Origin of the sequence: Streptomyces calvus (assembly GCF_006782915.1) — a bacterium.
In the GTDB taxonomy this organism is placed as follows: domain Bacteria; phylum Actinomycetota; class Actinomycetes; order Streptomycetales; family Streptomycetaceae; genus Streptomyces; species Streptomyces calvus.
In genome coordinates, this window is record NZ_VCNP01000051.1 from 1 (window position 1) to 20,568 (window position 20,568).

General features: G+C 70.5%; 22 protein-coding genes and 1 pseudogene. 6 read left to right on the forward strand and 17 right to left on the reverse strand.

Features of this window, described 5'->3' with window-relative positions; translation table 11 throughout:
• The 12 genes from FGW31_RS24990 to FGW31_RS25045 form a co-directional block, all read right to left on the reverse strand.
• On the reverse strand, positions 1-210 hold a 210-nt coding region (locus tag FGW31_RS24990; protein WP_142195758.1), incomplete at its 3' end, for a helix-turn-helix domain-containing protein.
• Positions 211-636: 426 nt separating this feature from the next.
• Positions 637-2,115, reverse strand: a complete 1,479-nt coding sequence (locus FGW31_RS24995; RefSeq protein WP_142195759.1) for an ATP-binding protein — start codon at positions 2,113-2,115, stop codon at positions 637-639.
• Positions 2,116-2,117: 2 nt separating this feature from the next.
• Positions 2,118-2,972, reverse strand: coding sequence for a bifunctional DNA primase/polymerase (locus FGW31_RS25000; RefSeq protein ID WP_142195760.1), 855 nt, complete (start codon positions 2,970-2,972; stop codon positions 2,118-2,120).
• A gap of 88 nt (positions 2,973-3,060) precedes the next feature.
• Positions 3,061-3,348, reverse strand: coding sequence for a hypothetical protein (locus FGW31_RS25005; RefSeq protein WP_142195761.1), 288 nt, complete (start codon positions 3,346-3,348; stop codon positions 3,061-3,063).
• 16 nt (positions 3,349-3,364) lie between these two features.
• Positions 3,365-3,673, reverse strand: a complete 309-nt coding sequence (locus FGW31_RS25010) for a hypothetical protein (RefSeq protein ID WP_142195762.1) — start codon at positions 3,671-3,673, stop codon at positions 3,365-3,367.
• Positions 3,674-3,895: 222 nt separating this feature from the next.
• On the reverse strand, positions 3,896-6,010 hold the full coding sequence (locus FGW31_RS25015; protein ID WP_142195763.1) for a hypothetical protein: 2,115 nt from the start codon (positions 6,008-6,010) through the stop codon (positions 3,896-3,898).
• A 2-nt stretch (positions 6,011-6,012) separates the two neighbouring features.
• Positions 6,013-7,599, reverse strand: coding sequence for a hypothetical protein (locus FGW31_RS25020; protein ID WP_142195764.1), 1,587 nt, complete (start codon positions 7,597-7,599; stop codon positions 6,013-6,015).
• 98 nt (positions 7,600-7,697) lie between these two features.
• Complete coding sequence (locus tag FGW31_RS25025; protein WP_142195765.1) at positions 7,698-8,039, reverse strand: RRQRL motif-containing zinc-binding protein; 342 nt, start codon at positions 8,037-8,039, stop codon at positions 7,698-7,700.
• Entirely contained in the window at positions 8,039-9,046 is a 1,008-nt protein-coding gene (locus FGW31_RS25030; protein WP_142195766.1) for a DUF2637 domain-containing protein, read from the reverse strand. The genes FGW31_RS25025 and FGW31_RS25030 overlap by 1 nt, the downstream gene beginning before the upstream one ends.
• The gene (locus FGW31_RS25035; protein WP_142195767.1) at positions 9,043-9,636 is read right to left on the reverse strand and encodes a hypothetical protein; all 594 of its coding nucleotides are present in this window, start codon (positions 9,634-9,636) and stop codon (positions 9,043-9,045) included. Before FGW31_RS25035 ends, FGW31_RS25030 begins: the two co-directional genes overlap by 4 nt.
• Complete coding sequence (locus FGW31_RS25040; protein ID WP_142195768.1) at positions 9,633-9,902, reverse strand: DUF6284 family protein; 270 nt, start codon at positions 9,900-9,902, stop codon at positions 9,633-9,635. Before FGW31_RS25040 ends, FGW31_RS25035 begins: the two co-directional genes overlap by 4 nt.
• A gap of 122 nt (positions 9,903-10,024) precedes the next feature.
• Positions 10,025-10,408, reverse strand: coding sequence for a RapZ C-terminal domain-containing protein (locus FGW31_RS25045; protein ID WP_142195769.1), 384 nt, complete (start codon positions 10,406-10,408; stop codon positions 10,025-10,027).
• Positions 10,409-10,919: 511 nt separating this feature from the next.
• On the opposite strand from FGW31_RS25045, the gene FGW31_RS25050 reads away from it, so the two are divergent.
• The 6 genes and pseudogenes from FGW31_RS25050 to FGW31_RS25075 all read left to right on the forward strand — a co-directional run bounded on the left by FGW31_RS25050 (position 10,920) and on the right by FGW31_RS25075 (position 16,876).
• A complete protein-coding gene (locus FGW31_RS25050) occupies positions 10,920-11,714 on the forward strand; it encodes a GntR family transcriptional regulator (RefSeq protein ID WP_142195770.1) in 795 nt (264 codons plus the stop codon).
• Positions 11,711-12,376, forward strand: coding sequence for a YdcF family protein (locus tag FGW31_RS25055; protein WP_142195771.1), 666 nt, complete (start codon positions 11,711-11,713; stop codon positions 12,374-12,376). Before FGW31_RS25050 ends, FGW31_RS25055 begins: the two co-directional genes overlap by 4 nt.
• 967 nt (positions 12,377-13,343) lie before the next feature.
• Complete coding sequence (locus FGW31_RS25060; RefSeq protein ID WP_233452576.1) at positions 13,344-13,895, forward strand: hypothetical protein; 552 nt, start codon at positions 13,344-13,346, stop codon at positions 13,893-13,895.
• 303 nt (positions 13,896-14,198) lie between these two features.
• A pseudogene (locus FGW31_RS25065) lies at positions 14,199-14,285 on the forward strand (glutamine synthetase); the annotation flags it as partial.
• Positions 14,286-14,601: 316 nt separating this feature from the next.
• Positions 14,602-15,036, forward strand: coding sequence for a VOC family protein (locus tag FGW31_RS25070; protein ID WP_142195772.1), 435 nt, complete (start codon positions 14,602-14,604; stop codon positions 15,034-15,036).
• A gap of 277 nt (positions 15,037-15,313) precedes the next feature.
• Positions 15,314-16,876, forward strand: a complete 1,563-nt coding sequence (locus FGW31_RS25075; RefSeq protein ID WP_142195773.1) for a pectate lyase family protein — start codon at positions 15,314-15,316, stop codon at positions 16,874-16,876.
• Positions 16,877-17,197: 321 nt separating this feature from the next.
• Here FGW31_RS25075 and FGW31_RS25080 read toward each other — a convergent pair whose 3' ends face one another.
• From FGW31_RS25080 to FGW31_RS25100, 5 genes are all read right to left on the reverse strand, one after another.
• Positions 17,198-17,866 (reverse strand): DUF3618 domain-containing protein, encoded by a 669-nt coding sequence (locus FGW31_RS25080; protein ID WP_142195774.1) that lies wholly within the window; start codon positions 17,864-17,866, stop codon positions 17,198-17,200.
• Entirely contained in the window at positions 17,842-18,264 is a 423-nt protein-coding gene (locus FGW31_RS25085) for a phage holin family protein (protein ID WP_142195775.1), read from the reverse strand. The genes FGW31_RS25080 and FGW31_RS25085 overlap by 25 nt, the downstream gene beginning before the upstream one ends.
• A gap of 1 nt (position 18,265) precedes the next feature.
• Complete coding sequence (locus tag FGW31_RS25090; RefSeq protein WP_142195776.1) at positions 18,266-19,027, reverse strand: hypothetical protein; 762 nt, start codon at positions 19,025-19,027, stop codon at positions 18,266-18,268.
• A gap of 491 nt (positions 19,028-19,518) precedes the next feature.
• Positions 19,519-19,965, reverse strand: a complete 447-nt coding sequence (locus FGW31_RS25095; protein WP_142195777.1) for a VOC family protein — start codon at positions 19,963-19,965, stop codon at positions 19,519-19,521.
• 29 nt (positions 19,966-19,994) lie between these two features.
• Positions 19,995-20,504, reverse strand: a complete 510-nt coding sequence (locus FGW31_RS25100; protein WP_233288705.1) for a pyridoxamine 5'-phosphate oxidase family protein — start codon at positions 20,502-20,504, stop codon at positions 19,995-19,997.
• Positions 20,505-20,568 lie beyond the last annotated feature (64 nt).

Below are 20,568 nucleotides of genomic sequence, written 5' to 3' on the forward strand. Positions count from 1 at the left end.
CTGGTCGACGTAGGCCCGGATGTCGGCCGGGTCGTACCGAAGGTGCTTGCCGATGCGGAAGCCGCGCGGACCGGTGCGCTTCTTGCGCCACTGATAGACGGTCTCAAGGGGCACGTCGAACATCTCGGCGATGTCGTCAGGGGTGAGGTAACGGTCCGGTAGGCCGCCGCGGAGGGTGGCACGAGGGTCGACATCTGTCGGCATTGCCATAGGAACTCCAAGGGGGAGGGCAGGGCCGCGTGTGTCCGAGGTGCGAATTTCTGCGTCACCTGCGTCATCTGCGTCATTCGCTGCTCTGACCTGCGGATTCTCGGTGACGCATCACGGTGGGGGTGCGTCACCGGTGACGCGGGCCTTCGTCATCGGGTGACGCGGGTGACGCGGGGTGACGCAGGGATCGGCCGTCTGCGTCACCGCTGTTTCAGCAGGTCACACGCCGTTTACGGGGCGTGGGTGACGCAGGTGACGCAGCGTCTTCCTCCTTCGGACAAGAAGGGGGTGGTGTCTGTTGTGGTGCGCGGAGAAGGAGCCGCTTCGCGGCGCGACCATCGCAGGGCGGCGTTGCCGCCGAACAGCAAGAGGAGCACGCGTTGCCGGGTGCTCCTCTTGCTTGTCCGGGCCGCCGGGTCCCGGCGGTTAGAAGGCCGCTTCCTGCTCGGCCGGGGCCGGTGCGGTGGACGGCCGCGCGATCTCGATGTAGCGGGCCGTGTTGGTACGTCCCCAGTCAACGAGGACGCCCCGGGCCGCGAGGGTGGGCTGAAGCCGCTTGAGACGGTCTGAGAGCACCTTGCCCGTGGTCGGCCACCCCTTCGGCAGGGGACGGAAGTCCTCGCCCGTGTAGAGGCCGGTGAGGCAGTGCAGCCATTCGGCGGACGTCATCCGCTGCTCGGTGCCCGGCTCGATGCCGGCGGCATGCTTCAGCACGGTCTGCGCCAGCAAGTCGCCCTCGATGACGTCGTCGTTGAGGTCGTCCAGGCTGGCCCGGTAGGCCGCGAGAGCTCCCAGTCCGGTGGCCGCGTCGAGCTGCGCGCACAGGTGGGCGAAGTCGGCCATGCGCAGGTCGGTCGGGGTCTCTGCCTCGGCCGCGCGGACCTTCACCGTGAGGTCCAGGAGCGAGCCGAGGATGACGGGCAGTGCCTCCGCGTACTCCGCCCACAGCTCGTCTTCGGTGCGCCGGACCTTCGGCCGCTCCAGCCGCAGGGGCAGGAGCCGTTCGGCGAGGTCGGGGCGGATGACGCCGACGTCGATGCCGGTCAGGAGCAGGGGGCGGCGGTAGCCGACGCGGAAGACGTCCCCGTCGGTGAACAGGGCGCGTTTGACGTTCTCGGCGCCGGTGACGATGCAGCACATCGCATCGGACAGGTCCGGGGTCATGTGGGACAGGTTGTCCAGGGCGGTGACCCATCCGGCCGCCACCGCGGCGATCAGGTTTTCCTCGTCCTTTGGTGCGCGGCGCAGGTCGCCGGTCATGCCCTCGATGATCCTCACGAGCATCCGGCCGCCGGTGGACTTGCCGGCACCCTGCGGGCCGGTGAGGAACGGTGCCGGGACGGGAACCGACGGGCCGAGGCAGCCGATGAGCCAGGCGATGGCCAGGCACTCGGTCTCGGCGGTGGCGAAGTTGCACAGCCGCATCAGCAGGTCGATGCCCTTGCCGTTGGCGTCCTTGGCGGGCAGGGGCAGTTCCCCGGTGAGCTGGGTACGCCGCCAGCACACCTCACGGGGGTCGGGGGTGCGGATGTCCCAGCCGGTGGGGTGGATACGCACGGACTGCCCGTCGCTGCGCCCGAGGTCCAGCCACGTGGCCCCGTCGTATCCGGGGGCGACGCGGATGTGCACGGGCTGAACGTCCTCGGTCAGCGCCAACGCTTCGATCAAGTCGAGTGCCTCCTTCATGGCGGTGCCGTTGAACACGCCGATGCCGTCGCGGAACAGTCCGACCATGAGTTCCTGCCGGTGGCTTCCGGTCGTGCCCTGCGAGCGGATCGGGCGGGCCACGGGGTGGCCGTTGCGCTGCGCGTACACGGTCCCGTCAGCGGTGCGGAAGTACCGGAAATGGGCCTGTGCGTAGTCGGTGATGATCTGACGGGCGGGGTTCTTCTCGTCGTCGGACATGCTCACAGTCCCAACCGGGTGCGGGCATTGGCCCACGCGTCCGTGCAATGCCGCAGCGTCTCGCCCTTCGCCTGCGCAGCGGTGAACAACCGCGTGACGTGCGCGTCGGTGAGACAGCCGCACCGGCCATGCGTGGACAGCACCGCGAGGAACGTCCGGTACACCGTGGCGTGGACCGCACTACGAGCCTCGGTGATGCGCTGCTCGGCCATGGCGATACCGCGTTCCAGGTAGGCGGGCGTGCGGTGACAGCACTCCCCGCCCCCGGCACCCGCGGGCACGACGACGGCCGCCGACCGGACCGGGGGCGGCTCCTTCACGGCCAGCGCGCGCACGGCGTTGGGCAGGTCGGTCATGCAACCGGTGCCGGGACCGAGATAGCGGGCGTAGGCCATGGTCGACTTGATGTCGACCCCGGGACGCACCCCGTTGGACGACACCATGACGCCCCGGTAGATCCAGTGCTCACCGCGCGTCGTCGCCACGGTCCGCGTCGCGGGCAGTGCGGTACGGGCCCAGGCGATGGCTTGCGCGTCGTCCAGGTCGACCACGGTGAGCCCGGCGCCGCCGGGGTGGTAGGCGAGGGCGACGGCCCGTCGCCATGCGGCCGTCCAGGCCGGGGAGGTGAGGACGGCCGGGTCGGTGGTGGCGGCGGCCCATCCGTGGCACGGCGCCGGGCACCGGCAGGGACCGGCCGCCTTCATGTTGGGCCGGTCCCCACAGCCGCTGCCCTTGCAGGCGGGGCAGTTGCCGAACGGCACTTTGCCCCGCCGAAGGGGCAGTACCGGCACGCCGGAAGCTGCCAGGGACAGAGCGGTGCGCAGGAGCTCTGTTCGCGTGTCGGTCGGTTGCGTCATGCTGGGAGACCTCCACAGGTCAGTTGGATGGCAGGTGGACAAGGGCGGCCCCGGTTCTTTGGCGAGAGAGGGGCCGCCCTTGGCGTCGTTAGAAGGGCGGTTCGTCGCTGTAACCGGGGCCCCACGGGTCGGCGTCGCGACGCCGGCGGCGCAGCCAGCGGGGCAGGCTCGGCAGGGGCAGCAGCAGCCAGCGGCGGGCCTCGTGCCAGCAGGTGCAGGGGTCCCAGTTGCTCCCGGCGTACTCGCCGGTGTCGTAGTCGCCGTAGGGGTACTCGATGGCGCCCACCCCGTCGCAGTCGGGGCAGTCGGGGCGGGGCGTGTCGGTCAGGATCAGCGCGTTGCGCGGAAACGGGGTGCGCTGGGTACGCAGTCGCACGGGTCTGGTCTCCTTGTCAGTGTTTGCCGCGGGCGAGTTTGAGGGTGATGCCGCCGATGCCGATGGGTCCGGCAGCTCCGGCGATGACCGTGGCGGTGTGGGCGGCGGCGTCCAGCAGGAGGCACAGGGCGGCGACCAGTCCCCAGCCGCCCGCGACGGCGGCACCGGCGATCGCGAACGGAATCAGGGCGCGGCGCCAGGGGATGCCGGTCGGGTGGGTGTCGTTGAGGACGATGACGACGGGCTGTCCGGTGGCCTGTGCGCGTTGCCAGTCGGCGGCGGGTATGTGCGGGGCGATGTTCCCCGGCGGGGTGTGGTGGGTCATGTTCAGGCTCCCTCGGGTGAGCCGCGGGCCCGCACCAGTTGTCTGGGTGCGGGCCCGTTCGGCGATGGGTGTACTTGTCGCGTTGCTTGTCGTCTTCCTTGTCGTGTGGCTTGTCGCTTGTCTTGTCTTGTCGCTTGTCGCCTTGCAGGTCACAAGCCGTTCCCGGGCCTCTCAGCGGGTGCTGCGGGCCTGTTTCCCGGCGGGGTGACAAGCGACAGGCGATCAGCTCTCGGGGGCGTGCTGGCGGTGGACGTAGCGGGCCTTGGTGCCCTCCCCGATACGGACGGCGGTGCCGTCCTTCACCCACGCCTTGAGCCAGCCGACAACCGTCTGACGGGTCGTGCCGTGCTCCTTGGCGAGCGCGCGGGCGATCGCGGATGCTCCGGTGCCCTCACGGCCGGCGGCGAGCAGCAGCGCGAGCGCGGCCCGGTGGGCGGGGTTGTCCTGCTCGCCCCGCAGCGCCGACAGGTTCAGCCCGCCCGCCGCGGGCGAGGGGGTGTCGTCGGCGGGGATGCGCGGGTCCGGTGCGGTGGCGAACTGCGCGTCGATCTGCTCGCGGAACATCCGCAGCATCTCGTCCTCCGGCGAGACCTGCGTCGTGGGCTGGTCCTGCAGCGCGGACAGGTTCAGTCCCGTCCCGGCCCGCTCTGCGGCCGTCGTGCCGGTCTCGCCGGTCTCGGGGGCCTGGTCGTGCATCCATGCGATGCGGTCGGCGTCCCAGCGGCGGGCGTAGGCGGGGCCGGCGGCCTTGGCAGAGATGTCGTCCAGCACGGGGTGCCGGTCGGACGTGGCGGCGATGATCTCGCGGATCTGGTTCGGCAGGATCCGCCACGCCTTGAACAGCGCGGCCGGCGACTCCGGGGTGCCCATGAACCCGGCGCCCTTGTAGGGGGCTTGGTCGACGCGCAGCCCGCGGGAGCCGGGGAACATCTTGGACAGGTCCATGCCCTCGGTCTCACCGCCGGTCAGGGCGATACGGACCTTGGCTTCCCGACGGATCATCAGGTTGCTCAACACGCTGCCGGTGGCCCCGAGGGCGGTGAGGACGGTGCGGATGCCCATGGCGCGGGCGATCCGGATCACTTCCAGGATCTTCTCCCCGAGCTTGCGGACCTGCCGGTCGGGGCTGGCCAAGATCTCCGCGCCCTCGTCAATGACCAGCATGATCTGAGGAATCTTGGCGCTGATCGGGAGCAGGTCCGTGTTCGCGCGGGCGAGGACGTCCTGGTAGCCCATCTTGCGCTGCTTGGCCACGCGGACGGCGGTGTCGAGCATGGTCATGGCCTCATCGAACGTGCCCGCGAGCCAGTCGATGCCGGGCCGGACCGGCTTGCCGTCCTCGCCCTTGATCTCGCCGCCCAGGGCGGGCAGCACCCAGGGCAGGCCCGCGCTGCCGGCGTTGAGGTCGATCACCCAGGTCAGGATGTCACCGGCGCGGGCGAACCCGGCGAGGATCGAGTGGACCAGGTTGGTCTTGCCCGAACCGGTCGGGCCGACGATGAGCGCGCACTGCTCACGCAGGTAGGCCAGGATCTGCTCGGCGTTGGTCCGGTATCCCCAGGGGATGCCGGTGTGCAGGGACAGCGGCCCGTAGTCGGCCGGGTAAGTGCGCTCCTGCTCCAGCACGTTGACCGTGGTCACGTCGATGATGACCCGGCCCTGATGGATTCCGGGGGAGGCGGTGGCGGTGCAGCCGTGCGGCAGGCGGGCATCCGCCGACAGCCGCGCCGACTCCGCCGCAATCTTGGCGTAGGTGGCGCCGCCGGGCGGGAGTTCGGCGTCGATGGAGAACCCGGCCCCGGTCTCCCACATCTCCACCCCGACGACGCGAACGGTGATGGAGCACACGCGCTGGATGCGGTCGATCCACTCGGCGGCGATGGCCCGGCGCTCCGCGGACAGTTCGGCGGCGATCTGCCGCTGCTCGGCGGCGATGGTTTCTTCCTCGCGGGCCTCTTCGTAGAGGTTGGTGGAGCGGGTGGCGGCGCCGATGCCGACGCCGATGGTGGCCAGGGATCCCAGGGCGGCCCAGGTGAGCGGTCCGTGGGTCATGGCCCAGGTGGTCCAGCCCGCGCCGACCAGCCAGGACGCGGCGCGGGTGGCCAGGGTGCGGCCCGAGTTGCGGATACGCAGTCCGGCGATGGTGTGGCCGAGGGCGCCGGCGGCTCCGACGGCGAGCGCCCAGCCGGGGGGCGTGCTGGTGGCGGCGCCGGTGGTGGCGACGGCGAAGGCTCCGGTGGTGGCGGACAGGGCGCCGGTCACGGGTCCGTGACCGGCCGCCCAGTCCAGCACCGGGCCACTGCTCGCGTTCTGCTTGGCGGTGGCGGTGGTGGCCATGATCAGACGTTCCAGCCCTTCTCGGCCTGGTGGCCGTTGCGGGGGTCCTCGTGCCGGGCGATGTCCTGTGCGTGGACCTGCCGGAACAGCGGGCCCATGTCCTCGGCGACCGCGACGGCGCTCATCAGGGCGCCGAAGATGTCGTTGAAGCCGTCCGCGACTTCCTTCTCCAGCGGGAACTCGCTGTCGGACCGCTCGGCGAGGATCTTCATCACGTTCGCCACGCTGGTCAGCGCGGCCGGCAGGCCCTCGACCATGGTCAGGATCTCCATGGCGTTCTCGGGCTCGTAGGAGTTGGCGGCCTGCTCCATCTCGGCGGCGGCCTCTTCGAACCGGAAACCGGACACGTGCTCTCCCTCACTCGTTGAGTCGTTCGTGCTGGTGGGAACCTGCGTGGCGGGCCGCTCGACGCGGTCGCCGATGCCCTCGGATCCGTCCTGGGCGGCCTCGGCGTCCGCCGCGGCTTCCTGCTCGGCCAGCTCCTCGCGGATCGCCTGATCCCGGGCGGCGCGCTGCTCGGCGGCGATGCCGGCCAGGTGCCGGTACAGGCGGCGGCCGGGGTGCATCAGCCACGGGATGCCGAGCTTCCGCCCGAGTGGTGTGGTGATGAGCCCGAGCAGGCCGACGGGCAGGGCGAGCAGCGCGGCCAGCAGACGGCGGCCGTGGAAGCGGGCCGCGGACCGGCGCAGGGCCTGCCGGGCGGCCCGCCGGGCGGGCGCCTTGCGGACCGCGGCCCGCTGCGCTGCCACCGTCTCCCCGGTCTTCGCATCCCGCTTGGCCCGGTGCTTGGCGACCGCGGTGTCCCGGGCGGCGCGGGCCTTGCGGAGCGTGCCGCCCAGCAGACGCCCGGCCGCGCTGTTCCCGCCCCCGCCCAAGCGGCTGTTGCCAGCTGCGGCTTTGGCGTTGCGGCGGGCATCGGCGACCGCACGCCGCGCGGCAGTGGTCTGCGCGCGCCGGTCGGCCCGCGACCCGCCCGCCGCGGCCTGCTGGGACCGCAGGGCCTTGATCTGACCGGCCCGGCCCCCAGCCTTGCCCGCACCGCCGGCCAGGTGCTTGGCCGCTCCCTGACCGTCCTTGCCGCGGGTCTTGCCGTTGTTGGTGGCGGTGCTGCTGTGGTGGGAGCCCGGCCCGGCGGAGCGACGACGCTGGCCCGGGACAGGGCCCGACCGGCTCCCGGACCGCCCGCCGCGCGAGCCGAGCGAACGACCACCACCGGACCGGCTTCCGCCTGCTCCTGTGCTGCTACGGCGCATGCCGGTGGTGTGTCCGGCGGTACGGGCTGCGGCGCGTTGGGCGGCGCGGCGGGGGTTGGGGGTGCGGCAGCGGGCGGCGGCGACCGTGCCCAGGACGACCGCGCCGGTCGCGGCGACCATGGCGGCGACCGGCCCGCCGACCAGGGAGGCAGCGGCGACCATGCCCACGGTGGTGTTCGCCCCCGACAGGGCGAGCGGGACAACCGGCCAACCGCCAGGCGTGTGCTCCACCTCGGCCGCGACCGGAGCGGGCGCGAGTGCGGGTGTGGTCTCGGGCGGCGGTGCCGGTGCGGAGGCAGCCTCGACGGCTACCGGTTCGGTGCTGAGTTCCGTCATGCTGTGAGCACTCCTTCACGGAGTCAAAGAGGGCCTGGCCGCGTTCTGTCAGAGGTCCGGCGGCCAGGCCCTGCAAGCGGTTGGGTGGTCTGCGGGGGTTAGGCGGCGCGCTGTTCCTCGTCGGGGTAGGCACAGGTCGCGCACATGCCGAGCGAGGATGGGATGACGTATCCGGCGTCCCGCCCGCACTCCGGGCACGTGCGGCGGGCGGCGTTCGCCTTGGCCAGCGCCGCCCATTTCGCGGAAGTCATCGGCCGCACGGGCTTCGCCGCGTCGACGCGGTACAGGTAGGCGACCAGCGGGCCCCGCCGTCGGCGGGGCCGTTCGAGTTGCGCGGCCACGTCCTGACCGCCGGGCCGCAGCCCGGCGGCGCGGAGCTGGCGGCGGGTGGCCAGTCCGTCCGGGGCGAGCCGCCACCGGTAGACCGGGATGGCGGCCATCAGTTGCCCGCGACGGCCAGCTCAGCCCCGCGGGCACTGGCGTCGCGGTGTTCGGCGTAGCGGGCGGACACCCACCCCACCGACCAGCCGCACAGCTCCGCAGCCGACCGCACCGACAGGCCCGCAGTGAACGCGGCGGCCACGAGCTGCCGGGCCTCACCCTCGGGCAGCTTGTCCTCGGCCGGTCCACGAGCCAGCAGCGCCGCGCGTTCACGCTCGGCCCGCTCCTCGCGCTCCTGACGTTCACGGCGTTCACGCGCCGCCTGCTCGGCGCGCTCGCGTTCACGGCGCGCGGCGGCCTCCCGCTCGGCCCGTTCACGCTCCTGCTCACGCTGTTCACGCTCGCGTTCACGGCGTTCACGCTCGGCCCGCTCTTCGCGCTCCGCCCGCTCCTGGGCCTCCCGCTCCTCGCGCCGACGCCGCTCCTCCCGCTCCGCCTGCTCACGGGCGATGGCGGCTTCGTGTTCACGCTGTTCACGCGCCAGCGCCGCGGCGTGCTCACGCTCCTCACGGGCCCGCCGGCGCGCGGCTTCCTCCCGCTCCTGGGCAGCTTGCTCGGCCCGCTCGCGCTCCTCACGCCGCTTCTGCTCCAACGACGCCTGCGCGGCGGCGATCGCCCGCCGGTAGGCCAGCCCGGTCTCCGCGGTGACGATCAGCAGCAGCGGCGCGACCGCGTGCACAGCCACGCCCACCAGGTCTTTCTTCAACGCGGAGTCGGCCGTGTTGAGAGCGAGGGTCATGAGCCCGGTCATCCAGCGCAGCACGACGGGCCAGCGGCCCCCGTGCCCGCCCAGCCGGGCCAGCACGTCATCGAGCTTGACCACGATGACCACCGCAGCATCCACCACCAGCGGCAGAATCGGCGCGGTCCAGTCCCACTCATCGGCCGTGTGCTTGGCCATCAACGGCGTGACCGTGAGGATCGAGTACAGCATCGCCCCACACACGATCAGCCAGGTGCCGCCCGACAACGCGCGCTCCGCTGAACGGACCTGAACACTGTTCACGCCGCCCCCTCAGAGCCGGTCGGGGAGGGCACCGACACCGAGCGAAAGCCGTTGACCGCCGCATCCCGCGTGAACGGCACGATCCGCCACAGCACCTCAGAGGCAGGGCGTTCGTCGCTCGCCTCCCAGGCGTGAACGGGGATGCCGCGGGTGGCGACGTAGGCCTGCGCGTCAGCCTGACTGCGGTGGATGCTGTGCGGCTCGCCCCGGTGGAGCAGCAGCACCAGCCACCGCCCCGTTTCCTTGGACGCCGCCAGCTCCACCTCCAGCAGCCGCACCCGCTCCCGGAGCACCGCGGCGTCCGCGTCCGCCCGTTCCAGGGCCGCCTCCTGCCGTTCGGCGTCCTCCCAAAACCCTTCGGCCCGCGCCTCCGCCTTCTTCAGCGCCGCCTCGGCCTCCAAGACGTGATCCCACAGGATCGCGGCGTCACTCTCGGCAGTCTCAGCACGCGCTGTCAGGTCCCAGAGCTCCCGCACATGGCGGCTCCAGGCGGCATCCGCCTCCTCCTGTACCTCCCGGGCACGGGCCCGCGCCTGCCCGGCCTCCTGCTCCAGCCGACGCAGCCGGGCCGCGGTGATGAACCGGATCACGCGGCACCCCCGGGCACACTCGCGCCGGCGGTGCGGTTGAGCAGCGCGACGCGGGCGGCCAGCGCGCGGCGGCGGGCCCGGCGGATCCGGCGGGCGTCCAGCTCGGTCGGCGTGCGGTCCAGCGTGGCGATCTGCGCGTCGAGCAGGTCGACGTCCGCCAGGATGACGGGCATCTCCAGCTCGATCGCGTCCATCTCCGCGTCCGTCGGCTCCATGAAGTCGGCGAACGCGGTAACAGCGTCCTGAACAGTGACGATGTGTTCCATGGGTCGTGGTCTCCCTAGCAGGTGAAACGGCCCGAACAGTGCCCCCGGTGTTCCCGCACCGGGGGCACGCGCCGTTGGTGAGGCAGCCGGGGTTCCGGCTGCGGGTTGAACGTTGGGGCGGGTCAGCGCTGGACGACGTCCTTGTCCAGGTCGCGGTGATGCACGGTGACCTGGTGTCCGGCGTCGCGCAGCAGCTCGGCGAGCGCGAGGGCGAAGACCGGCGCGCGGTGGCGGCCCCCCGCGCAGCCGTCGGCGATCCGGATGAGCCCCCAGGAGGGCCCCGACGCGTACGCCTCGACCGCCGCGGCGGTCGCCAGCGCCAGCGCCGCGACCCCGGGCGTGCTCAGCACGGCCGTGCGGACGGGCTCGTCGTGGGCCGTCATGTACCGCAGCTCCGGACTGACGTGCGGGTCACGGAAGTGCTCACGCAGGTCGATGGTCAGGTGCGCGGCGGGCGGCTCATCGTGCAGGTAGCCGAACGAAACGATCTCAACGGCAGCAGCCATCAGGACTCCAAAGAAGCGATGGGGTGTTCCGGCTCCCCGCCCTCCCGCCCGTACACCCCTCGCACAGAGCGCGGAACGGACGGACGGGAGAGGCAGCCGGCCGCAGCGCAGGCGCCGCGATTCCAGGAAGAGAGCGGACCGGGAATGTCGTACGCGCGCTGCCGGCCGGTCCAGCACGGCGGCGCCCATCGATGTCGTCGCTACATCGGGATGCCTCTCAGTCGAGATCAATAGGGATGAAGCACTGCAAGGGGGATCGCGTCCCCACTCTCCGGCCGTTGCTCGCGGTCACCGGGCCACCTCGCCAGTACGGGCCGAAGCCCTGTTCAACCTGGCCTTTAGCGGGATTGCAGCGTCCCCGCCCCGTGCATGTGCGCAGCCCAAAGAAGGCCCCGCTGAGCGCCGCAGTCCTGGGACTGCGAGGTGCTTGAGAAGACCATGACTCACAGTCCCAGGACTGTCAACAGTCCTGGGACTGTGTTTCACTGGTCGAAGTCGACGGGAGGTTCTGATGGCGCCGAAGTGGCGGGAGCTCGCGGACCGGATCGCAGAGAAGATCCGGTCTGGCGAATACGCGCCTGGTGAGCAGTTGCCGCAGATCAGGGACTTGGTGGAGGCCGGTGAGGGCTCCAAGTCCACTGTTCACGCGGCCTACAAGGCGCTGGAAGCCGAGGGACTGGTGACGTCCTCCCGTGGCCATGGCACGGTCGTACGTGACCGCCCGCCGCTCAAGCGGCTCGGAATCGAGAGGTACGACAAGGCCAAGTGGAGGGACGGCGACGAAGTCGCCTTCATCGCGGACCGGGTGGCGTCCGGCCGCGCCTATCGGCGCAACGAACAGACGCAGACGGTCAGCAAGGTCCCTGCGCCACCGGTAGTCGCGGCAGCGCACGGCTTGCCCGAGGGAGCCGACGTCTACGCTCGCGCGCGCTTGGTCAAGGAAGGGGCGCAGCCCACGCACACTCTGACCAGCTACTACCGCCCGGAACACGTCGAGGGCACGCGCATCGTCGACCCGACTCCGGGCCCGGCCGGCAAGGGCGGTGGGTTTCGCGTGCTGTACGACGCGGGGTACGAGATCGACCACATGCGAGAGACGCTGTTCGCCCGAGTGCCTACCGCTGACGAAGCGCAGCTCCTGCAGCTCGCCCCCGGCGAGTGGGTCGTGGAGCTGCACCGGACGACGTTCACGGCCGACGGCACGGTGGTCGAATTCGCGCTCGGCGTGCACGCGGCCACGCGCTTCTCATGGACGTACGACTTCAAGGTGCCCGACTCGGCAGCGGAAGACGGAGACAAGAAGTGATCTCGCAGCAGTCATGGGCGGATGCGCGACGACTCTGGGGCTTCCAGCAGATGGGCCACGAGGTACGCCCGTGCTCGGTCGCCATCGGCCTGGGGAGCCATGACCTCGGGGTCGCCGACACTACGGCGGCCCTGTACCGGGACGGCATGGCTCCCCTGATCGTTTTCACGGGAGCGACCAGTCGGACCACCCGTGACCGGATGCCACGGGGCGAAGCAGAGCACTACCGAGAGCGAGCCCTGGCACTCGGAGTGCCGGCGGACGCCATACTTGTCGAACCGAACGCCCGGAACACCGGAGAGAACATCACGTTCTCGCGTGCGCTGCTTGCTGACCAGGGCATCGCCGTTTCCTCTGTCCTGCTCGTCTGCAAGCCGTACGAAGAGCGTCGCGCCTACGCAACGGCGCGGAAGCTGTGGCCCGAGGTGGAGTGGATCTGCGCTTCCGCGTCGATGAGCTTCGCGGAGTACATCACCACAATCGGCGACGAGCGCCTGGTCATCGACATGTTGGTCGGAGCGCAGCAGCGGCTCATGATCTACCCGGACGAGGGGTTCATGATCCGCCAGGAGATCCCTGCGGACGTTGAGACGGCGTACCGTCGTCTCGTTGCTGACGGCTTCACGAGCCGTCTCGTCCCGACGACCGCGGCACGCGACTGAAAAAGACCTCGCGGCCGCCCCGCAGCCAGGAACCGGCGTGCCGTCCCTAGGATGAGCGGGAGGGCTTAGGCCAGCGACAGTGAAGCCCCAACGTCGTGCTTCAACGGGCAGGTCAACAGACTGCCCGACTCGCCAGAAGCTTACGGGGCCATGATCGCTCGCCGGAAACAGCTGCTACCCAAAATCGTTCCCTTCCGGCCAATCTTGCTTGCGCACAGTTAGGTACAGGTGCCTATCAACACCGAGCCAACCCGGCTGCACACCTAACCAACGCGGACCTCACACCAAGCGCTTCGTTGCTGGAAGTCACCGCTGTCAGTACAGACCAGAACAGCACTCGGCCAGCACGCTGCTACGGTCGGCGACAGGCCAGCTGAGCAATCCGTCAAGCATCCGGAGCCCGGAGCTAGTTGCGGGCACATCCTGCTAGAGTTGGCCAACTAACAAACACCGAAGACCCGTTCGGCGTTGCGCTTGCCTTCCACAACCAGCGCGCCGACGGGTCACTCGATATAGGAGTAGTTCGTGCCGAAGTCCGACCACTCGTCCCCAGAACTCTATGGCGAACGCCATGGAGTATGGGATATCCAGAACAGTACACCAGAGGCAATCAGCGGGCCAACCACCCGCAGCCACCAGGTAGCTCTACTGATCACGGCACTCGCCAGCTTGATCACCGCCCTGACGGGGCTGGCAGCGCTCCTGCTGCAGACCTAGCCAGGGAACCGCCCGTGCCCCTCGCGTGCCCGCCCAGTCGGCGTCAGGCAGGGAGTAACGGGGGCACGGCGAAGAGCACAGGAACGCGCAGGTCAGTGCACTGCCAGATCAGGGCGCATCCGCGTACGCGATCTTCCAAACTGGTACTCCGCGCGAGGGTCGATCACACTCAATTCGGCCCACTGACACTGCCCGTCGCCCCGACAATGGGTGGCGGGGAGTGTCAGTGCCGTGCCGTAGCTTCCACCCCATGGATATGGGAGACGTGCCCGCGTGGGCCGCACTTGTCGTATCGGTTGGGGCCGTTGTAGTCAGCCTGAAGGCCCGCAGTGACGGAAGTCGTGCCGCTGACGCAGCAGAAAAGTCGGTCATAGAAGCAAAGCGCTCGGCTGACGCCTCAGAACAGGCGGTAGTGGAAGCGCGCCGCTCCAGCGACGCTTCGGAACGGTCAGCCGCCGTCGCGGAGGAAACCCTAGAGGACCAACGCCGTGAAGCAGCAGAACGCAGAGCCGCTGAAGCGGAGGCGAACCGCCCACGGGCAGCGCTTTGTATCGAACACGCCAACAAAGCGATGTGGCACCTGGCCAATTACGGCACAGGACCTGCGGAGAACATCGTTTGTGTCGATGAGGTCGAGGCCATGATTGATGACTGGCCCGCAGGACTATCACTTGCGCCGGGAGAGGTTCACGACTTCATGATGGTGGGATCGATGCAAGCATCGATCCCACCGGTACTGCGGGTGAAGTGGGACGGGCAGGATGAGCCGGTGCCGCTACGCGTGCCGCCTCGGATCGGCTGACTTGAGAAGCGATCAGATGGGTCTGACATCAGGCTGACATCAACAGCGGCGAACGGTGAGGTGCCGAGGCAGCCACAGCCGGATCGTCGAGGTGCCACCCAGCCCTTCTATGGCACGTCACTCCGCAGGGCGATCGAACTCTTAAGTCGGTGTTCAACGCTCTGCCCCGCGCCAAAGCCGGGCCGTCTGTGGGCCGTCGAAGGGCGGCCCAGGATGACCAACAACGACCATCAACAGCCCCTCGGCGGACAGCAAGTGCTGCACCGATCCCGATCGCCCGAGGTGGTCCCCGACCCTCATCACTTCCTGCGCAACAAGAAGCAGGAGTGGGAGGAGTACCGCTCCGAGGTCACCGCCTTCGAACTCCGCAAGAACCTCCCGGTGCTGTAACAACCACCGGGCCGGCGCAGCCGACGAAGCCCCCGGAGCGGACGAAGCAGCGCAGCCGACGAAGCGGCGCAGCCGACGAAGCGTCGGAGCAGGCTAAGTATCCGAGCGGACGAAGCAGCGCAGCCGACGAAGCCCCCGGAGCACGCGAAGCAGCGCAGCTGACGGAGTGCCGGAGCAGGCGAAGGATCGGAGCCGGACGACCGCCCGTGCCACGCGGCAGCGGCCGTCCGGCCCGGCCCAGCCCGGCCCTTCATTGGTCAACCACCCCACGCTGACCAGCAATTGGGCGGCGGAGTCGCCCTGTTACGGTGGTTCGATGTCATCGGTCAAGCAGGTTCAGGTCACCTTCGACTGTGCGGAACCCGAGCGCGTCGCTCGCTTCTGGTGCGAGGTGCTCGGGTATGTCGCACCGCCGCCGCCGGAGGGGTTTGCCACGTGGGACGACTTCCATGACTCGTTGCCGCCCGAGGACCGGGGTGCGTGGTTCGCGTGCAGTGATCCCACGGGTGTGGGTCCGCGGCTGTACTTCCAGCGGGTTCCGGAGGGGAAGGTCGCCAAGAACCGGGTGCACCTCGACGTGCGGGCGGGCACAGGGCTCGTGGGCGCGGAGCGCCTGGCCGTGCTGGAGGCCGAGTGCGCACGGCTGGTGGCGCTGGGCGCGGTGCACGTGCGGACGCTGTACGCCGACGAGGACAACGAGTCGTGCATCGTGATGCAGGACGTCGAGGGCAACGAGTTCTGTCTCGACTGAGCGTCCTCTTCCGGTCCGACTGGGAGTCTCCGCGACGGCGCGACCACGGTGAAGTCGTCCGACCCGCGAGGGGAACCGGAGGCTAGCGTTCCGTAACTGCGCGGAACCTTGCCAGCCCCTCGTGGGTCGCCTTACTGTCGCGTCAGCAGAAAGCGCTTTCTCGCCGATGGGTCCGGCTCACCCCGCCGTCCCTCATCGGTTCGACTGACATGCCCATGACACACCCAGCACGTCAGGGCGGAACGCCCCCACATGAGGACGAAAGGCGAGACGAGTCATGAGACGATCCGTCGCAGTGCGACTTTCCGCGTTACTGGCCACGGGGGCCCTCGCGGCAGCGACCGGCGCGGCCCTGTCCACGGCGTCCACGGCCGAGGCGGCCGTCGCCGCGTCCGGCGCCACCGGCTTCGCGACCCAGAACGGCGGCACGACCGGCGGTGCGGGCGGACAGACGGTCCGTGCCACCACGGGCACCGCGATCCACCAGGCCCTGTGCAGCCGGGCCAGCAGCTCCACCCCGATCGTCATCCAGGTCGAGGGCACCATCAACCACGGCAACACCAGCAAGGTGTCGGGTGACAGTTGCAGCACCGCCGACGGCGTGATCGAGCTGAAGCAGATCAGCAACGTCACCATCGTCGGTGTCGGCAACGGTGCCGTCTTCGACCAGCTGGGCATCCACATCCGGCAGTCCAGCAACATCATCATCCAGAACGTGACGATCCGGAACGTCAAGAAGTCGGGCTCGCCCACCTCCAACGGCGGCGACGCCATCGGCATGGAGAGCGACGTCCGCAACGTGTGGGTCGACCACACCACGCTGGAGGCGTCGGGCGGCGAGTCGGAGGGCTTCGACGGCCTCTTCGACATGAAGGACAACACGCAGTACGTCACGCTGTCCTACAGCACCCTGCGCAACTCCGGCCGTGGCGGGCTGATCGGCTCCAGCGAGAGCGACACGTCGAACGGCTACGTGACGTTCCACCACAACCTGTACGAGAACATCGACTCGCGCACACCGCTGCTGCGCGGCGGCATCGCGCACATCTACAACAACCACTACAAGAGCCTGAACGAGTCCGGCATCAACTCCCGTGCCGGCGCCCGCGCGAAGGTGGACAACAACTACTTCGAGGACTCCAAGGACGTCCTCGGCACGTTCTACACCGACGCGGCCGGCTACTGGCAGGTCAGCGGCAACATCTTCGACAACGTGACGTGGTCCGAGCGCAGCGGCGACCACAACCCGGCCGGTCCGAACCCGACGTCGAACACCTCGGTCAGCATTCCGTACGCGTTCACCCCGGACGCGGCCAGTTGCGTGCCGAGCGTCGTGAGCCAGACGGCGGGCGCCAACAAGGGCCTGAAGGTGTCGGACGGCAGTTGCACCCCGCAGACCCCGGACCCGACCGAGCCGGGCCCGACGGACCCCGACCCGGACCCGACGGACCCGGACCCGACCGACCCGCCGACCGGCACCAACCTCAGCCTCACGGCCGGCGCCGACGGCACCAGCAAGGCAAGCGGCACCAGCTACGGCAACGTCCGTGACGGCAACATGAGCACCTACTGGTCGCCGGCCGGATCGACCGGCTCGGTCTCGGTCAAGTGGGGTTCCGCCACCACCGTCTCCAAGGTCAACATCCGTGAGGCGGCGGGCGCCGAGGGCAACATCGGCTCCTGGCGGGTCGTCAACCACGACACCGGCGCCGTCCTGGCCTCCGGCAGCGGAGCGGGCGTCATCGGCTTCGCCCCGACGTCCCTCCAGAAGATCACCTTCCAGATCACCGGCTCGTCCGGGACACCGCGCATCGCGGAGTTCGAAACGTACGCGAGCTAGCACGACGCACGACGCACGACGCACGACGCACGACGCACGACGCACGACGCACGACGCACGACGTACGACGCACGACGTACGACGCACGACCGGGGGCCGTCCGCTGCGGACGGCCTCCGGCCTCAGCCGGCGGCACGCGCGACGAAGCGGGCCCACGCCGCCGCCGTGAGCGGGCGCCGGGGCCGCCGGAGGCCACGTCGGAGTCCTTGGAGGCCAGAGGCCCGTACGCGAACGGAACCGGTGGTTGTCCCGCCCCTGGCCCGGATCGGGGCCGGGGGCGGGGGCGGGTTTCTCTCCGGCGGTCCGGTCAGGGCGCCGCGCTCATGCCGGGCCCGATCCGCGGGCCTCGTCGGTGAGGCTCCGGCCGGAGTCGCGGGCCTGTTCTCCCACCTGGGTGCCCTGGTCGCGCGCCTCCTGCTGGGTGGTGCGGGCGGCCTGCGCCGCCGTCTCCTTCACCTCCGCCGCGCTGTCCTGCGTGACCTCCTTGGCGCCTTCCTTCAGGTGCTGCGCGGACTCGGCGGCGGCCTCCTTCACCGGCTCGAGCGCGTCGCTCTGCATCAGGTCCGAGGCCTTCTCCTGCTCGGTCTGCGTGGCGGGCATCAGCGAGGACGCCAGCAGGCCCACCCCGAAGGCGACCAGACCGGCGGCCAGCGGGTTGCCCTGCGTCTGGCGCCGGGCCATCTCGGGTGCCTGCTGCACGGTCTGTCCGGCCTGGCCGGCCGCCTCGCGTGCCGAGCCGACCGCACGGCCGGTGCCCTCCTGCAGCGAACCGGCCGCCGACTGCGCGCCGTGCGACACCCCGTGCGCGGTCTCCGAGGCGGTGCCCATGACCCGGTCGCGGATGCCCGACACCGTGCCGCGCACCCTCTCCTTGCGACGGGTCACCATGCGCCGGGGGCTGGTCCGGTCGGTGAGTTCGTCCACGTCCGCGGTCAGCTGGTGGCGCGTGGCCTCTATCTCGGCCCTCACTCGGTCGGGTGACGTGCCCATTCCGCGTTCTCCTTCATGGTTTCGACGGTCTGCTCGGGCTTCGGCGAGACGCTGCGCATGTGCGCGCGGCCCTTCTGGTACAGCACGGCCGCGGCCACGGCCCATATCGCCGTGACGATCAGGGCGGCCCAGGCCTCGTCCATGACGTTGGCCAGGCCGAACAGCGCGGCCAGGGACAGGAACAGCAGGACCATGTAGCCGGCGAAGCCGGCGCCGCCGTACATCCCGGCGGCCTTGCCCGCCTTGCCCGCCTCCTCCCTGATCTCGGCCTTGGCCAGCTCGACCTCCTTGCGGAACAGCGTCTGCAGGTCGGAGGTCACGACGGACAGCAGCTCGCCCAGTGACTTGTCCTGCCCCTCCGGCTCGGTCGAGCCGGGCGTGGGTGAGATCGAGGCCATCTCACACCTCCGGGTACGGACGGTCCGGCGTGCCGTACGGCGGGGTGCCGGTGATCGGCGGTTCCTGCGGAGGGGGCGGCGCCTGGGGCGGTGCTCCCGGTGCCGGTGCTCCCGGTGCGGGCGCTCCGGAAACCGGTGCTGCCGGTGCTTCCGGTGCCGACTCCGTCGGAGGGCCGGGAGGAAGTGCCTGCGACGCGGGGTACGCGGGCAGCGCGGCCTCGTCCGGCGGGCCGGTGCCGGTGACCTGCCCCTGTCCGGTTCCGTCGGACCGGGAGGCCGCTCCCGCGGCCTTGGCCACGCGCCCGACGACCAGTCCGGCCAGCAGCGCGCCGCCGAGGAACGCCCCGGGACGACGGCGGGCGAAACCCTGGAGGTCGGAGGCGAGCCCCTCGACGCCCTGATTGCCCAGGTAGTCCGCCGCCCGGTGGCCCCTGTCGGCGGCCTGGGCCACCAGACTGCGGGCCGGGGAGTCGTTCGGCGCGTTCTCGGCCAGTCCGGCGAGGTCGTCCGCCCACTGCCGCAGCGTGTCGGCCGCGCGCCGGGTCTGTCCCTCGGCCTCGTTCGTCGCCCGGACGCGCAGTTCGTCGATGATCGTGCCGGCCTGCTGCCGCGCCTCACCGACCACGGCCTTGGCCTGTTCCGCCGCTGTCCCCGCGACCTGGGCCGCGGCCTGTTTGGCCTGACCGGCCGTCGCGGAGGTCTCTGCCTTGACCTTCTCTCCGGTACTTCCAGTTCCGGTTCCGGTCTGTACGGACTCACTCATCGGCGACTTCTCCTCATCGGATGTCCTTCGTACGGTTCCGTGTCCGGGAAGGCCGGCGCGTGTCGGACCGTGTGTGCCCGGCCTTCCTTGGAACGTCCGTGCCCGAGTCGCCATTCATCCGCTTTTGACACGCTTTATGGAGAACGGTCGACAAGCCGACTTTCGAAGGACGACCGACGGCCGACTTTCGAAGGACGACCGACAGCCGACTTCCGCAGAACAAGCGACAAGTCGACAGCGAGCCGCCGAGCCCGCCCGCCCCGCAAGCGCGCCCGCGAGCCCGCGAGCCCGCGCACCTGCGAGCCCGCGCGCCCGCGAGCAGGCGAGCACGCGCGTACGCACGCAAGCTCGCAAGCGAGCACGCCCGCAAGCACGCACGCCCACAAGCACGCAAGCGAGCAAGTAAGCACGCGCGCACGCCCGCAGACCGATCGGGCCGACCGGTGAACCGGTCGGCCCGTCGGCCTCCGGGCGTACGGAATCCTCCGCCGCTACGCCTGCCGGGTCGCCAGCTCCGCCAGCAGCCTGTGCAGTGGCTCCGTCGCCCGGCGCCGGTACTCCTGGACGGACCAGCCGTTGCCGTCCGGGTCCTTGAAGTACAGGAACGTGGCGCCGTCGGACGGGGCGTAGCGGACCGGTTCGGAGACGTCCAGGCCGCGTGCGACGAGTTCCGCGCGCGCCTGCTCGATGTCGGCGACGCACAGCTGGAGCCCCTGGTAGGAGCCGGGGGCCGGGGTGGGGCCGGGGGTCATCTTCCAGATGCTGTCCCCGAGGGCGATCGAGCATCCGGAGCCGGGCGGGGTCAGCTGGACGATGCGCAGGCCCGGCATCACCTCCTGGTCGATGTCGACGTGGAACCCCACCTTGTCCCGGTAGAAGTCCCTGGCCCGGTCGATGTCGCTCACCGGCAGCGGGATCACTTCGAGGGTCATGTCCATGAACTGCGACTCCTTCGTGGACTCCGGCGTCACGCGAACCGCCACCGCGTCTGGCTGAACGGCTCTCCCTTACCGAAGCCGAAAACGGTGACCGGCGCCACCGCGAACACGACGGCGTGCCCGGGCCCGTGGTGGAAGTGCCCGTCACGCACCTCGAAGTGCCAGAAGGCGCCGTACTTCGCCTCCCACGCCGCCGCCAGGGCGTGCAGCCGGGCGTCGTCGGCGACCCGCACCGCCTCGCCCTCCACCACCAGGTCGTAGCCCCGGTCCCAGGTGTTGGTGCCGGTGGTCAGCACGACGTGCGGGTTTGCCGCGAGGTTGCGGGCCTTGCGCTCGTCGGGGCCGGTGCAGAAGTGCAGCGCGCCGTCCGACCAGACGGCCGGGAGCGGCGTCACGTGGGGGCGGCCGTCCGGGCGGACCGTGGAGATCCAGAACAGCTCCGCCTCCGCGAGCCGCCGCTCCGCCTCGGACCACGGGGGCGCGGTCGCCGCCGGATCGCTGTACCGCGGGTCGAGACGGGTCTCGGGGATGCCGTGCACGGGAAGGACCTCCTCGGTCGGTCTGCCGCAGGTGCGCTCCTCCTTGGGACCCCGCCCGCTCCCG